This is a genomic window from Acinetobacter sp. RIT698, from assembly GCF_009668065.1.
GTDB classification, from domain to species: domain Bacteria; phylum Pseudomonadota; class Gammaproteobacteria; order Pseudomonadales; family Moraxellaceae; genus Acinetobacter; species Acinetobacter guillouiae.
The window spans coordinates 56,429-71,068 of record NZ_WJYH01000011.1 but is presented as its reverse complement, the minus strand read 5'-3'; the positions used below and the strand labels follow the sequence as shown (position 1 = coordinate 71,068).

General features: G+C 38.2%; 13 protein-coding genes. 6 read left to right on the top strand and 7 right to left on the bottom strand.

Features of this window, described 5'->3' with window-relative positions; genetic code table 11:
* Positions 1 to 136 precede the first annotated feature (136 nt).
* Together GJV03_RS07115 and GJV03_RS07110 are read right to left on the bottom strand one after the other, a co-directional pair.
* On the bottom strand, positions 137 to 1,036 hold the full coding sequence (locus GJV03_RS07115; protein ID WP_105712741.1) for a LysR family transcriptional regulator: 900 nt from the start codon (positions 1,034 to 1,036) through the stop codon (positions 137 to 139).
* Positions 1,037 to 1,124: 88 nt separating this feature from the next.
* On the bottom strand, positions 1,125 to 1,553 hold the full coding sequence (locus GJV03_RS07110) for an HD domain-containing protein (protein WP_004720720.1): 429 nt from the start codon (positions 1,551 to 1,553) through the stop codon (positions 1,125 to 1,127).
* 121 nt (positions 1,554 to 1,674) lie between these two features.
* On the opposite strand from GJV03_RS07110, the gene GJV03_RS07105 reads away from it, so the two are divergent.
* Complete coding sequence (locus GJV03_RS07105; RefSeq protein WP_151957522.1) at positions 1,675 to 2,010, top strand: hypothetical protein; 336 nt, start codon at positions 1,675 to 1,677, stop codon at positions 2,008 to 2,010.
* Between the two features lie 211 nt (positions 2,011 to 2,221).
* Here GJV03_RS07105 and GJV03_RS07100 read toward each other — a convergent pair whose 3' ends face one another.
* Positions 2,222 to 3,175, bottom strand: a complete 954-nt coding sequence (locus GJV03_RS07100; protein ID WP_151957521.1) for a LysR substrate-binding domain-containing protein — start codon at positions 3,173 to 3,175, stop codon at positions 2,222 to 2,224.
* Positions 3,176 to 3,520: 345 nt separating this feature from the next.
* Here GJV03_RS07100 and GJV03_RS07095 point away from each other — a divergent pair, with 345 nt between their 5' ends.
* The 3 genes from GJV03_RS07095 to GJV03_RS07085 all read left to right on the top strand — a co-directional run bounded on the left by GJV03_RS07095 (position 3,521) and on the right by GJV03_RS07085 (position 7,619).
* On the top strand, positions 3,521 to 4,744 hold the full coding sequence (locus tag GJV03_RS07095; protein WP_004821319.1) for an acyl-CoA dehydrogenase: 1,224 nt from the start codon (positions 3,521 to 3,523) through the stop codon (positions 4,742 to 4,744).
* 251 nt (positions 4,745 to 4,995) lie between these two features.
* Complete coding sequence (locus GJV03_RS07090) at positions 4,996 to 6,312, top strand: MFS transporter (RefSeq protein WP_056510935.1); 1,317 nt, start codon at positions 4,996 to 4,998, stop codon at positions 6,310 to 6,312.
* A gap of 77 nt (positions 6,313 to 6,389) precedes the next feature.
* Entirely contained in the window at positions 6,390 to 7,619 is a 1,230-nt protein-coding gene (locus GJV03_RS07085; RefSeq protein WP_004720710.1) for a CaiB/BaiF CoA-transferase family protein, read from the top strand.
* Positions 7,620 to 7,766: 147 nt separating this feature from the next.
* Here GJV03_RS07085 and ppk1 read toward each other — a convergent pair whose 3' ends face one another.
* From ppk1 to GJV03_RS07065, 4 genes are all read right to left on the bottom strand, one after another.
* Positions 7,767 to 9,872, bottom strand: a complete 2,106-nt coding sequence (ppk1, locus tag GJV03_RS07080) for a polyphosphate kinase 1 (protein WP_154129748.1) — start codon at positions 9,870 to 9,872, stop codon at positions 7,767 to 7,769.
* Positions 9,873 to 10,077: 205 nt separating this feature from the next.
* Complete coding sequence (locus GJV03_RS07075) at positions 10,078 to 10,506, bottom strand: hypothetical protein (RefSeq protein ID WP_016539444.1); 429 nt, start codon at positions 10,504 to 10,506, stop codon at positions 10,078 to 10,080.
* 137 nt (positions 10,507 to 10,643) lie between these two features.
* Positions 10,644 to 11,564, bottom strand: a complete 921-nt coding sequence (argF, locus tag GJV03_RS07070; protein WP_004720705.1) for an ornithine carbamoyltransferase — start codon at positions 11,562 to 11,564, stop codon at positions 10,644 to 10,646.
* Between the two features lie 128 nt (positions 11,565 to 11,692).
* Entirely contained in the window at positions 11,693 to 12,346 is a 654-nt protein-coding gene (locus GJV03_RS07065; protein WP_004720703.1) for a TetR/AcrR family transcriptional regulator, read from the bottom strand.
* Positions 12,347 to 12,582: 236 nt separating this feature from the next.
* Between GJV03_RS07065 and prpB the strand changes: the two genes are divergently transcribed.
* Positions 12,583 to 13,467 carry a methylisocitrate lyase gene (gene prpB / locus GJV03_RS07060; protein WP_004720700.1) on the top strand — a complete coding sequence of 295 codons (885 nt, stop codon included), beginning with the start codon at positions 12,583 to 12,585 and terminating at the stop codon, positions 13,465 to 13,467.
* Positions 13,468 to 13,471: 4 nt separating this feature from the next.
* Entirely contained in the window at positions 13,472 to 14,608 is a 1,137-nt protein-coding gene (prpC, locus tag GJV03_RS07055; protein WP_004821331.1) for a 2-methylcitrate synthase, read from the top strand.
* Positions 14,609 to 14,640 lie beyond the last annotated feature (32 nt).

Sequence of the window (14,640 nt, the reverse complement as noted above, 5' to 3'; positions counted from 1 at the left end):
TTGGAATTAAGCAGTAGCGATGGTATCAAAAATAGCACCAGATGGACACCAGATTGCAGTCCATCTTTGTCAATTTATTTAGATCGGCTTGTCTATTGAAATAATCCTAGGATTAGTGATGATGAAGATAAGTTACTCAACACTTACTTAAGTGCTTAACCAAATAGTCAATAAAGACTCTTACCGCAGGAAGTAAGCCTCGGCGAGATGGGTAAACAGCGTGAAAGATCCCATGAGGTGCTTTCCATTCGGGTAAGACACGAACCAATTCACCTGTGGCGACAAAATCATTGGCAATAGTATCTGGAAGTAAGGCAATACCGCAATTTTGACTGGCTAATTTAGCCAGCATCATTAAATCTGAACCCATAACTATCGGGTTAACTTTAATTTTTTTCTGTTGGTTTTCACTATCATGTAATACCATTTGTTGATCTAAATGCTCATCAACCATACTTAAAATTCGGTGTTCAGATAAATCTTCTGGTTTTTTGAGCATACCAAATTCATTTAAATAGGCTTGGCTTGCAAGAAGGTGCTGTTCAATATGCCCAAACTTTCTCAGCACTAGGCTCGGGTCATCATCCAGATTTGCGCGCACGCGCAAGGCAACATCAAAACCTTCATTGATGATATCTACACGACGATTACTGACCAAAAGTTGTATTCTAATTTCAGGGTAAGTTTTTAAAAAGTCAGGAAGGATTTTGGACAATTCACTTTGCGCAACCGTCACAGGTACACTGACTTTAATCACACCACGTGGTTGTTCACTGAGATGATCGACCAGATCATGCGCTGATTGTGCTGCATTCATCATCACTTGGGCATGGCGGTAAATATTCATACCAATGTCTGTAACTGCGAAATGGCGAGAACTCCGTTGAATTAAACGAACCCCTAATTTTTCTTCTAAATTATATACGCGGCGACTGAGCTTGGATTTAGGAATATCCGTTGCACGTTCAGCCGCACTAAATCCCCCATGCTCTACAACCAAACCAAAGCAGTAAAAGTCATCCAAATCAGTGAGCATAAATACATTCCATAATTGCAACAATGACGCACTATTAAACTTAATTGTTGCATCAAGTCAACTTGTTAATTGTGAAAATTTTCTAAGATTAGGCATTGCCTGTCATGAGAATATTTTGAACTTGCTTATATTCTTCTAATCTTAAAAGGTCTTTAGTGGTCGGGTGCGGAATACGGGTGATATCCATGTTATCAGCAACATCTGCCAGTTTTACCACACGTGCAATTGGATTTTTTACTGCACGGTAGGCGGCTTCGATTCTAGATTCACCTTCTTTTTTGGTTAAGGCAACAACGGCATCGACAATTTCTTGACTAAAGCCAAGTGAGATTAAATCGACCACAGTGGTGTCGGTATCTTCTAAGATGTCGTGTAATACAGCAACAATCTGTTGATTGGGTGTTTTAACTTTGAACATCAACCTCAGAGGGTGAAAAATATAAGGCTGTTGCGCTTTATCTTTTTGGCCTGCGTGTTTACGAGCTGCTAAAGCAATCGCTTTTTCAATCGTTGACATAATATCCTTAGCTTTGTTTCGTGTATTTATAAAATATGAAAAGCAGTTTTAGATTTATCTAAAACGAGTGTTTAATTTCCCTAACTCGTTTAAAATACAATTTTATTCTGTTCCAAAGCGTATGCCATTTCAACTGATCACTTTAGAAAATTCTCAAGAAAATGTTACATGCCCACATTGCCAACATGCGGTCATTGATTGGAATGAAGAACAATATCTACAACCGTGTATACATACCTTGTTTATTGCGATGGATTTGGGCTTTGAATATATTTCAGATGAATTTGAAGCGACCATGCATCGTAGCGTCGATGAAATCCATGCTCATGATGATCAGGGACTGAATATTTTCAATGAATTATCTGAGAGTAATTATCCTGATTACCTGATTTATAAAACAAGCTTAGGTGTTGTAGGGGATCAAGATTTTTATCGTTATATTGGGTTTAGCGCTTAAATTTTAAGATCTGTAGTCATTCATTTGTTTCTTTTAGCCTACTCTTATTAAAAATGCTGAATAGGTATTAAAAATAGCGGAGTAGGCTTGTATTTTCTGTTGTAGGCGCTGTTCTTTTTATCTCCTACAAGCTGAGTTTTTTCATCACAATATAGAAGCTAAACTGCATTCTATAAATCTTGAATAAGCTATTATTTAAATTGAAATCACATTATTTTAAAAAAGTACTTTGTGACTGTTCAACTTCTGTCAATAACCATTCAACAAATTTAGCAATGAGGGGTGTTTGCTGTTGTTCTGCATAGACAAAATAATAGGCACGTGAACCTTTTAGCTTAATTTCTGAGGCAATAATTAAATCACCTGAGCGCAGTTCTTTTTCCAGTAGTTTTTGTGGAATAAGCGCAACCCCCATATGATGTATGGCTGCCACCGCAAGCATCGAAAATAATTCATGCCGTTGTCCTTCTAATGCAAAAGGATGCTCATAACCAGAAACTTCAAACCACTCTTTCCAAATATAGGGGCGTGTGGTTTGTTGGAGTAAGGGCAGCGTGGCAATCTCTTCTGCCGTTAAGCTTCGATGTAAATCTCCAGAAGGTCCTCTTAGCTCTGGAAAATGCTTAAAAATTAACTCAGCAGAACACACAGGAACAACATCTTCATTCATTAAATAGTGGACTTTTGCACCTGGCCAATTTTCAATTTGTGCAGGTGTACCTGTATATATTGCTGCATCAAAAATATGCTCACTGAATAAAAAGGGTTTGGTACTGGTCTCTAAATGAATGGTAATTTCAGGGTATATTTCGTTGAACTTATACAATCGGGGTAAGAGCCAGCGTGTTGCAAATGTCGGTACAACCCCCAATTTTAGAGTACCGCCTAAACCTTTATGGCTCATTAAATCGAGTGTGCTTTGCTCAATACCCAATAAATGAGCTTTGATGTTTTTATAATAATGTTCACCCGCTTGTGTTAATTCAACGCCATGTCGTGTTCTGTTAAATAGATTGAGTCCTAAAAAATCTTCGAGTTGTTGTACTTGGCGAGAGATGGCACTTTGAGTAAGATGCAGCTCTTGAGCTGCAAAGGTATAGCTTAGATGCTTGGCAGCCGCTTCAAAACATATCAGTGATTGTAATGAGGGAATCATTCTACGCATATTCATTCCTTGAATATCAAAGTTTAATTAAGACTAAATTTAATCTATTCATATCTAGCAAAAAGAGCTTAAAGCAAAGCAGATGTTTGCAATGAAACTTTCATCAAACCACTTGGTTTTACCTCAAATAAAAAATTATAAGAGGACGTAAAGATGATAAAAATCTGTTAAAAAGCCTCGTTTAACACCAACATAATTGAACAGTAGTCATTGAGCGAGCCATGTTATAAAAACACAAGATATGCGTAAATGGAATATCTGAGTGAGAATTAATCGTTTGAAAGTATGAATTTTCACACCTAACATCAGTACTAAGACAACAAGATATGTTCAGCAAAGGATGCTATGAATCAAATGGTTAATTCTACAAAAACGGCACGCGTTCAATTTAACTGGCAAGACCCATTTTTATTGGAACAGCAACTCAGTTCTGAAGAACGCATGATTCGTGATGCTGCTTATGCCTATTCACAAGACAAACTGATGCCAAGAGTTTTGGAACAATTCCGCCATGAAAAAACAGATGCTTCTATTTTTCGTGAAATGGGTGAGTTGGGTTTGCTGGGACCGACAATCCCAGAAGAATACGGTGGTGCAGGTCTAAACTATGTCAGTTACGGTCTTATTGCCCGTGAAATTGAACGCGTAGATTCGGGTTATCGTTCAATGGCAAGTGTACAAAGCTCATTGGTGATGGTGCCTATCAATGAATTTGGTTCTGAAGAGCAAAAACAAAAGTACTTACCTAAATTAGCTACTGGCGAGTTTATTGGATGTTTTGGTCTAACAGAACCTGATCATGGTTCAGATCCAGGCAGTATGATCACCCGTGCCAAAAAGGTCGAAGGTGGTTATCGTTTGACTGGCGCAAAAATGTGGATTACCAATAGTCCAATCGCTGATGTATTTGTGGTCTGGGCCAAGGAGGTTTCTGCTGAAGGCAATGTCGGTGAAATTCGTGGTTTTATCCTAGAAAAAGGTTGGGAAGGACTTTCTGCGCCTGCGATTCATGGCAAAGTCGGTTTGCGTGCATCGATTACCGGTGAAATTGTGATGGACAATGTTTTTGTTCCTGAAGAAAATGCATTTCCCGAAATTCGTGGTTTGCGTGGACCATTTACTTGTTTAAATAGTGCACGTTACGGTATTGCATGGGGTGCGATGGGGGCGGCAGAGTTTTGCTGGCACACCGCACACCAATATACGATGGATCGTAAACAATTTGGACGCCCACTGGCTGCGAATCAATTAGTGCAAAAGAAACTTGCAGATATGCAAACTGAAATTGCTTTAGGGCTGCAGATCGCATTACGTTTTGGTCGTATGAAAGATGAAGGTATTGCTTCTGTTGAAGGCACTTCACTGATTAAACGCAACAATTGTGGTAAAGCTTTAGATATTGCGCGTGTTGCTCGTGACATGATGGGTGGCAATGGCATCAGTGATGAATTTGGTGTCGCTCGCCATCTGGTCAATCTGGAAGTGGTCAACACCTATGAAGGTACCCATGATGTACATGCCTTAATTCTCGGGCGTGCACAAACTGGTATTGCTGCCTTTAGTAACTAAAATCAACTGTTTTAAAACAGGGATGCTTAAATCTAGCTAGCATCCCTTGTAGGATTTTTTGCCTTAAATTTTATAAAAACTAAGGTAAAAATAAATCAATGATAAAAGGATTCATCGTGAAAAATATCTGATTATTCTTTTAACTCTCATACTTAACTCTAGATTGATGCGATAAAAATAACAAAGAAATAAGTAGGGAGAAAGATAAAAAGTGACCGATGACTCATTTGGGAAAATGAGGTAGAGGAAAAATGAACAATGATGTTCGATCAGTTACAACTTCAACAAAATTATCCATGCCATCCAATATTGGAACCTTTGAAAAAATAGGCCCAAATACTTGGAAATGGGCACTTTTATTCGCCTATTTCGCTATGGTCGTCGATGGCGTAGATATCATGTTGTTGTCCTATAGCTTAACCAGTTTAAAAGGTGAGTTTGCATTATCTACTTTTCAGGCTGGCGCCTTAGGCAGTGCCTCTCTGGCAGGTATGGGGATTGGTGGGATTCTAGGTGGATGGGCATGTGATAAGTTTGGCCGAGTACGTACCATTGCCAATTCTGTATCGTTTTTCTCAGTTGCAACATGTTTGTTAGGCTTTACCCAAAGTTTTGAACAATTTATGGCATTACGATTTATTGGTGCACTAGGGATTGGGGCGCTTTATATGGCATGCAATACCCTTATGGCTGAATATGTTCCTACAACCTATCGGACTACGGTATTGGGTACATTACAAACCGGGCAAACCGTTGGATATATTGTTGCTACATTATTAGCTGGTGCGATTATTCCTGATCATGGTTGGAGAGTCTTGTTTTTTATCACGGTTATTCCAGCATTTATCAATATTTTCTTGCAACGCTTTGTACCTGAACCAAAGTCTTGGCAGCTCAACAAAATCAATCAGCTTCAAGGCAAGAAACCAGTTGAAGCCACAGTTCCCGAGAAAGCGAAAAGTGGCAGTATTTATAAACAAATTTTTGCCAACTTTAAGCACCGTAAAATGTTTTTATTGTGGATGACTACGGCCTTCTTCTTACAATTTGGTTACTACGGAATCAACAATTGGATGCCAAGTTATCTAGAAACAGAAGTGCATATGAACTTTAAAAACATGACCAGTTATATGGTAGGTTCATATACAGCGATGATTTTAGGCAAGATCTTAGCGGGATATTTGGCAGATAAATTTAATCGTCGTGCAGTATTTGTGTTCGGTACCATAGCCAGCGCTGTCTTCTTACCTGTGATTATTATCTTTAATACACCAGACAATATTTTGTACTTATTGATCACTTTTGGTTTCTTATATGGCATCCCTTATGGTGTAAATGCGACCTATATGGCGGAATCATTTTCTACCGATGTCCGAGGTACAGCAATTGGTGGTGCATATAACATTGGGCGAGTAGGCGCTGCAATTGCCCCAGCAACCATTGGTTTCCTTGCTTCGGGAGGTACATTTATGACGGCATTTATCGTGATGGGCGCAGCTTATTTTGTTGCAGGAGTATTACCTGGCTTATTTATCAAAGATCGTCAATATGATCCCCAACAACAATAGTCAACGCTTGTTTAGACAGATTCAGTAAATCGTAAAATTGAGGAGTATTCGCTTACTCCTTACATAGAGGTAAACATATGGGTGCATTACAAGGAATTCGAGTTTTAGATCTGAGTCGAGTACTGGCAGGTCCGTGGTGTGGACAAGTTCTTGCAGATCTAGGCGCCGAAGTGATTAAGATTGAACGCCCTAAAGTTGGTGATGATACCCGTATGTGGGGCCCGCCGTGGATGCTTGATCAACAGGGTAGAGCGACGCGAGAATCTGGATATTACCAATCTGCGAATCGCAATAAATCCTCAGTGGCAATTGATATGGCAACGCAGGATGGGCAGCGATTATTACATCACATGGTGAAAACCGCAGATATTGTGATTGAAAACTTTAAAGCAGGTTCATTGAAAAAATATGGATTGGATTATGAAACCCTCAAGCATATTAATCCAAAATTGATCTATTGTTCTATCACTGGTTTTGGTCAAGATGGGCCGCGTGCAGAAGAACCGGGTTATGACTTTATTATTCAAGGTATGTCTGGCTTGATGAGTATTACTGGTGAAAAAGAAGGTGAGTTAGGGGCAAGTTCACAAAAAGTTGGTGTGGCAGTGGTTGATATTCAGACTGGGCTATATGCAACAATTGCGATTCAGGCCGCACTGATTTCTCGTCAGCAAACAGGTGTTGGACAATATATTGATATGTCTTTGTTAGATGTACAGGTTGCTGGACTCGCCAACCAAGGTATGAACTATTTAAGTTCAGGTATCGCACCTCAACGAATGGGTAATCATCATCCCAATATTGTGCCTTATCAGACTTTTAAAGCGCAAGATAAGGAATTTATTCTGGCCTGTGGCAATGATAAACAATTTAAAGATTTATGTATTGCCATTGGAAAACCTGAATTGTTAGATCAATCAAACTATCTTCGTAATCAAGATCGGGTGAAATATCGTCAAGAATTGGTTGCTTTGTTGTCTGAATATTTTTTATCAAATACCGCGAAGCATTGGGTCGATGCAATTCATGCGGTGAAAGTACCTGTTGGCGTGATTAATTCAGTTGCAGATGCTTTAGATGAACCCCAAATTCAATATCGTAAAATGGTGGTCAATATTCCGCATACAGATAATCCTGATTTTAATGTGATTGGTTCACCGATTAAAATGACAGGAACACCTGTTGAATATCGTAATGCGCCACCACGCTTAGGAGAACATACCAAAGCGATTTTAGAAGAATTTTGTTCAGATGAAGAATTGTTACAGTTAAAGCAACAAGGGGTTATTGAGGGTATTGGCTTATAGTTGGCTGATCTTAAAAAATATTGAAATCAACGCATAGGATCAATCAAAGTTATGACTTAATTACGATACTTCAATGCCGCATTAATCATCCAAACCCTCCTTTCAAAAAAAGGGGGGTGAGTCATTGAAAATAACAATATGAAAGAATTACGCTGTAGTGGGAATAATCCGTTGTTGCATCAACACCTGTTGGGCAATATAAGGTTTCTCATCATCTTTGGGTTGAACTGCATGCCATTGATCATTGGGATCGAGTTCCCAAGCACGAATATTGTCCTTTAAATAACTGAGTAGCCCATATTCAATAATCTGTTTTTTAAGCTTTTTATCTTCAATCGGAAAGCAAGTTTCGACCCGAGAAAATAAGTTTCGACCCATCCAGTCAGCACTTGCGCAGTATAAGTCCTCATTGGCATCATTATAAAAATAATAAACACGAGTATGTTCTAGGAAGCGCCCGACAATTGAACGAACTTTAATATTTTCAGAAAGTCCTTCAATTTGTGGTCTTAAACAACAGATTGAACGGATAATCAGCTCTATTTTAACCCCAGCTTGAGATGCTTTATACAAAGCTGTAATCAGCTTAGGTTCAGTCAATGCATTGACTTTAATGATGATACGGGCTTTTTTCCCCGCTTTTGCATGTGCTGTTTCTTGCTCGATCAAATGTAACAGTTGAGAGTGTAAGGTGAAAGGAGCGTGGAAGAGTTTTTTTAACTTTAACAATTTACCCATACCCGTCAGTTCTTGGAAGATTTTATGTACATCTTCACAAATTTCATCATTTGTGGTGAGTAAACCATAGTCGGTATACATCCGTGCATTTCCAGCATGGTAGTTGCCTGTGCCAAGGTGTACATAACGTTTAAGTTTGTCGACTTCACGTCGCACAACTAAAATCATTTTGGCATGGGTTTTATAACCGACAATACCATACACCACAACTGCGCCAGCTTCTTGTAGAAGATTTGCGACGATAATATTGGACTCTTCATCAAAGCGCGCACGTAATTCGATAATCGCTGTAACTTCTTTCCCATTGCGAGCAGCTTCTGCCAGCACTTGTACAATTTCTGAGTCTGGGCCACTACGATATAAGGTTTGTTTAATTGCTAAAACATTGGGGTCTTTTGCCGCTTCTTTGAGTAGATTGATAACGGGCTGGAAAGAATCAAATGGATGATGTAATAGCAAATCTTGCTTGCTTAATATTTCAAATATTTTATTTGAATTTCTTAAGGCTTTGGGAATAACGGCTTGATAAGGCTTAAACCTTAATTCTGGAATATCAAAATCAGTAATCAGACGTGTTAAATTGACAGGACCATTCACTTGATAAAGATGCTGTGGATCTAAATCAAATTGTTCTAATAAATAATTATTAATTGAATTTGGGCAATTATCTGCGATTTCTAAACGAACTGCACGACCAAAACGACGTGAAGATAATTCATCTTTCAATGCAACTGCCAAATCATCGACATCTTCTGCTAAAGTTAAGTCAGCATTACGGGTAACACGGAATTGATAGCATCCTGTTGCTGTCATGCCGGGGAATAAATCACTGATATGCTGTTGGATAATGGCTGACAATAAAATGTAATGTTCTGCGCCGTCTGTAAGCTCGTTCGGTAAGCATACAACACGCGGTAAGGAACGAGGTGCGGGTACAATGGCCAATTCAATCTGACGACCAAAAGCATCTTTTCCTTCTAAGGTGACAATAAAGTTTAAACTTTTATTGACCAAGCGTGGGAAAGGGTGAGCAGGATCTAAGCTAATTGGTGTTACAACAGGTTGTACTTGTTTAAAAAAGTAATTTTTAATCCATTCCGCGTGTTTTTCTAAAATGTCATTATATTGGATAAATTTGACGCCATAGTTTTCTAACTCAGGCAATAATACATGGTTTAAGGTGTCGTATTGCTCTTGAATCGCAAGATGTGCGTTATGTGAAATTTGCTCAAGAATGACTTCGTTTGGAATACCATCTGGCGCTGTGGTAATGGTTTTGAAGTCCAGTTGTTTCATTAATCCAGCGACACGAATTTCAAAAAACTCATCTAAATTACGTGAAAAAATAATGAGAAAATTCAATCGTTCAAGCAGAGGATGAGTTTCATCTTTTGCTTGGGCTAACACACGTTTATGAAATTCCAGTAAGGAAATTTCACGATTAATATAGCTGCTAGAGCTATGTTGAAATTCAGGCGTAGTTAAACTTTTTGAAGCGGGCATGATCTGCGTCATTTGAAACTGTCTTAACGACCTTGAAGGGCATAGTAAGTATTCTACATGACAAAATTGTTACAGATAGCTAAAATGTTAAAAATTGTCTTAATCTTAAACGATTAAAAAATATTAATTTTTTTAATCGTCTGATCAGCTAGAAAAATAAAATCTGTTTAGACAAAATGCGAATTGATACAATGCACCAAGACAATATTATTACAAATTAAAATTTGCATTGCTCATTTTTGAGTTTTAGCTCATATGCTTTCTGTTCAGACATCAGTTTTATTTTTACATAATAAGGATTTTGACGTTGGAATTCATTTTCAAAAAGTAAATGACAATTTTCAAGCATACCTTCCATTAAAAGTTGCTGAGTTTTTTCTTTACCCATGCTATTTGAAAACTGATTAAAATCTTTAGATGTAATTAAACCTTGCAAATCAACATGATCATGATACATATGAATTTTCTCAATCACTGTGTTTTGGTCGACTTGTACAGGCAGCACGCGAGAGTCTTCTTCACTTAACGCAGTTAAAACATCATCTAAATTTTGTTGATCTATAATTTTATAATCCTGTCCAATCAAATTCTTTTGAATCAAATAATCATCTAATTCAGTTGCATAACTACTTTGAGAAATGAGCATGTACATTGACATTGCGAATAAAGGAATTATTTTAAATTTCATTTGAATTATGCACATATTAAAAATATGGATTTTATTATACTGAAACAAAAAATAAGCACCAGTGTTGGTGCTTATTTATCTTAAAACAAAACAAATTAGTCTTTGTTTAAATTTTCATTGATTAAAAATTCAACCAAGGCTTTTTGTGCATGTAGGCGGTTTTCTGCTTCATCCCAAACCACAGCGTTTTTGTGATCTAGCATATTTTCAGAAACTTCTTCACCGCGATGTGCTGGTAGACAATGCATAAATAGACAATCTGGATGTGCTAAATCCATTAATTTTTCATTCACTTGATACGCAGCAAACGCTTTTTCACGAATTTTTTGTTCTTCTTCTTGGCCCATACTTGCCCAAACATCCGTCACGATCAGATCTGCATTGACCGCTGCATCTTCTGCTGATTCAAAAAGTTCTACGCAATGAGCAAATTCTGAAAGAAATTCAGGTTTTGGTTCATAACCTTTCGGTGACGCGATTTTTAACTTAAAGCCCCACATATGCGCAGCTTCAATATACGAATTACACATATTGTTGCCATCGCCAATCCAAGCCACAGTTTTGCCATTGATCGAACCACGATGTTCAACAAATGTTTGTACATCCGCAAGTAGCTGGCAAGGGTGGTGGTCGTCAGTTAATGCATTGATAACCGGGACTGTTGAATATTCAGCAAAACGTTCAACAATATCATGACCAAATGTACGAATCATCACGATATCAAGCATGCTCGATATCACACGTGCAGAATCTTCAATTGGCTCACCACGACCCAATTGAGTGTCGCGTGATGAAAGGAAAATTGCGCTGCCTCCAAATTGGCTCATACCAGCTTCGAAAGATACACGAGTACGGGTACTCGACTTTTCAAAAATCATCCCCATGACTTTTCCAACAAAGGGTTGAAATACTTCGTTGTTGTGTTGTTTTCGCTTTAACTCTTGAGCACGTTCAATGATACGGTTAAGTTCAGCAGTGGATAAATCACGTAAAGTAAGAAAATGTCGTAGAGCCATGGTTACTCCACAATAATTGTTTAGTCAAAACCAATAGGGAAATTGACCAACAATTCATTGTTGGTGGTTGATGAAAGTAAAAAGGAGAATCAGCTAATATACTATATGAATATGAAAACGCAAAAAAATTAGACCTTTTGATGGCCCTCTAAGAAGCGATCTACACAATAACTTACGCAATTGAATATTTCTTGATCAGATTCTTTGATTTCAATCCCCATTAAAATTCGCCATTCCAAATTTCTAAGAATTCCAAAATAAAATTGTGCTGAAAATAAAGGATTTGCACAGGTTAATATTTGATTTTCTACACAACGTTCCAAGGCACATGCAATAGAGTGTTGTACTTGCTTTGGTCCTTTTTCATGAATATAGACGGCCAATTGTGGGTCTTTTTGTGAACGTTCTAAGACCAAACGTATAAAAGCAATATTTTCAGGAATGATCATATGCTTATAAAAGTTAATCAAGGTATTGATCAAATATGCTCTGAGCTCATTCAACGCGGGGTTAAATGGAATGCAGATATCTTTAAAGAATAAATCACGACGATAGTCACAGATCGCTGTAAATAGACCTTCTTTACTACCAAAATATTTGTAAATCGAGGCTTTTGATCCGCCTGCATGATTCACGATGTCATCTAAAGATACCGCATCATAACCGTGCTCTAAAAAAAGATCGTTTGCACTAATCAGTAATGCCAAGCGACGCTCATGCCCACGTTTAGTTTGTGGAAAATCACATCCTGTAGCTTCAACTTGTGCTAAATCTTCGTTCATAAATTACTGAGGAAAAATGGGTTGTCACTATTATATCAAAGATGTCAATAAATTTCTTAGCAAACGTGCTATTGGAAAAAATGATTAAAAAAAGTGCACAAAAATGAAAAAATGAATCAAAATTCATTTTTCTTTGACTAAAGTTTTAGAGTAATATATCTAAATGGTCATATGCGAAATATAAATTATGGCTATACTCAAAACTCAATAAACAAGTGACCACTGTGGAAGGGAATATGACACAACAGACGTCTGCAGGCTTAAGATTTAGACAAGCTCTAGAAGTGGAAAAACCATTACAAATCATTGGTACAGTCAACGCTTATGCAGCGATGATGGCGAAACAGGTGGGTTATAAAGCCATCTATCTTTCAGGTGCTGGTGTGGCAAACTATTCTTATGGTTTACCTGATTTAGGGATGACCAGCTTAGACAACGTATTGGAAGATGTTCGTCGTATTACAGAACGTGTAGATACACCATTACTTGTTGATATCGATACAGGTTGGGGTGGTGCATTTAATATTGCACGGACAATTAAACAAATGATTAGTGCCGGTGCGGCAGCTGTCCATATTGAGGATCAAGTTGCACAAAAGCGTTGTGGTCATCGTCCAAATAAAGAAATTGTTTCTCAACAAGAAATGGTTGATCGCATTAAAGCAGCAGTTGATGCAAAAACAGATTCAAACTTTGTTGTGATGGCACGTACAGATGCATTGCAAAAAGAAGGTTTGCAAGCCGTGATTGATCGTGCCTGTGCATGTGTCGAAGCTGGCGCAGATGCAATCTTTGCTGAAGCAATGACGGACATTACCATGTATAAAACAGTCTGTGATGCAGTAGGTGTTCCTGTTCTTGCAAATATTACAGAGTTTGGTGATACACCTTATTACACCACCCAAGAGTTAGCTGAACAGGGCATCAGCATGGTGCTATATCCATTGTCTGCAACACGTGCAATGCAAAAAGCAGCTCTCGAAGTTTTCCGTTCAATTCGTGAAAATGGTACACAAGTTAATGTACTGGATAGCATGCAACAACGAAAAGAACTTTACGAATTCCTTGATTATCACACTTTCGAAAACACTCTAGATAAACTGTTCACCCAGGAGAAATAATAAAATGGCTGAAGGAAAAGTACTTACAGGCGCAGGATTGCGCGGTCAAGTTGCAGGTAAAACAGCACTTTCTACAGTTGGTAAGAGTGGCGCAGGCTTAACTTATCGTGGTTATGATGTGCAAGACCTTGCGGAAAATTGCCAATTTGAAGAAGTTGCATATCTTATTTTCTTTGGTGAATTGCCTACTGCAGAACAATTGGCGACATATAAAGCCAAATTAAAATCACTTCGCCAGTTACCACAAGCTTTAAAAGAAGTTTTGGAACGTATTCCTGCTGATTCACATCCAATGGATGTGATGCGTACAGGGGTTTCAATGTTAGGTAATCTGGAAACTGAAAAATCATTTGATCAACAGCAAGATGTTGCAGACCGTATTCTTGCAACTTTGCCAGCGATCATTTGTTATTGGTACCGTTTTAGTCATGATGGTGTTCGTATTGAAGAAAATACCGATGACGATTCAATCGGTGCACAATTCTTGCATTTACTGCGTGGTGAAAAGCCAAATGAATTACATGAACAAGTGATGAATGTTTCATTAATTCTTTATGCTGAGCATGAGTTTAACGCGTCAACATTTACTGCACGTGTATGTGCTTCAACATTATCTGATATGCACTCGTGTATTACTGGTGCAATTGGTTCACTGCGTGGACCTTTGCATGGCGGCGCAAATGAAGCTGCGATGGAAATGATTGAAAACTGGACGTCACCAGAACAAGCTGAACGTGAAATGCTGGGTAAACTTGAACGTAAAGAAAAGATCATGGGCTTTGGTCATGCGATTTATAAAGACAATGATCCGCGTAATGGCATCATCAAAATTTGGGCTGAGCGTTTAGCAAAAGATGTTGGTGATACAGTGCTTTACCCAGTATCAGTACGTTGTGAAGAAGTGATGTGGCGTGAGAAGAAATTGTTCTGTAATGCAGATTTCTTCCATGCATCTGCATATCATTTCATGGATATTGCAACAAAACTATTCACACCAATTTTTGTGATGTCTCGTGTTACTGGTTGGGCAGCGCATGTAATGGAACAACGTGCTGATAATCGTATTATTCGTCCAAGCGCGGATTATACTGGTCCAGAACTCCGCAAAGTTGTACCAATCACTGAGCGCTCTGCGGCGTAATGAATTGATCAAGATTGATAAAAGCAGTAAAA

Coding starts and splice junctions, on each gene's coding strand:
- GJV03_RS07085 (WP_004720710.1), top strand. CDS start 6,390: ATGGGTGCATTACAAGGAATTCGAGTTTTAGATCTGAGTCGAGTACTG.
- GJV03_RS07095 (WP_004821319.1), top strand. CDS start 3,521: ATGAATCAAATGGTTAATTCTACAAAAACGGCACGCGTTCAATTTAAC.
- prpC (WP_004821331.1), top strand. CDS start 13,472: ATGGCTGAAGGAAAAGTACTTACAGGCGCAGGATTGCGCGGTCAAGTT.
- prpB (WP_004720700.1), top strand. CDS start 12,583: ATGACACAACAGACGTCTGCAGGCTTAAGATTTAGACAAGCTCTAGAA.
- GJV03_RS07105 (WP_151957522.1), top strand. CDS start 1,675: ATGCCATTTCAACTGATCACTTTAGAAAATTCTCAAGAAAATGTTACA.
- GJV03_RS07110 (WP_004720720.1), bottom strand. CDS start 1,553: ATGTCAACGATTGAAAAAGCGATTGCTTTAGCAGCTCGTAAACACGCA.
- GJV03_RS07065 (WP_004720703.1), bottom strand. CDS start 12,346: ATGAACGAAGATTTAGCACAAGTTGAAGCTACAGGATGTGATTTTCCA.
- GJV03_RS07115 (WP_105712741.1), bottom strand. CDS start 1,036: ATGCTCACTGATTTGGATGACTTTTACTGCTTTGGTTTGGTTGTAGAG.
- ppk1 (WP_154129748.1), bottom strand. CDS start 9,872: ATGACGCAGATCATGCCCGCTTCAAAAAGTTTAACTACGCCTGAATTT.
- GJV03_RS07100 (WP_151957521.1), bottom strand. CDS start 3,175: ATGCGTAGAATGATTCCCTCATTACAATCACTGATATGTTTTGAAGCG.
- GJV03_RS07075 (WP_016539444.1), bottom strand. CDS start 10,506: ATGCTCATTTCTCAAAGTAGTTATGCAACTGAATTAGATGATTATTTG.
- argF (WP_004720705.1), bottom strand. CDS start 11,564: ATGGCTCTACGACATTTTCTTACTTTACGTGATTTATCCACTGCTGAA.
- GJV03_RS07090 (WP_056510935.1), top strand. CDS start 4,996: ATGAACAATGATGTTCGATCAGTTACAACTTCAACAAAATTATCCATG.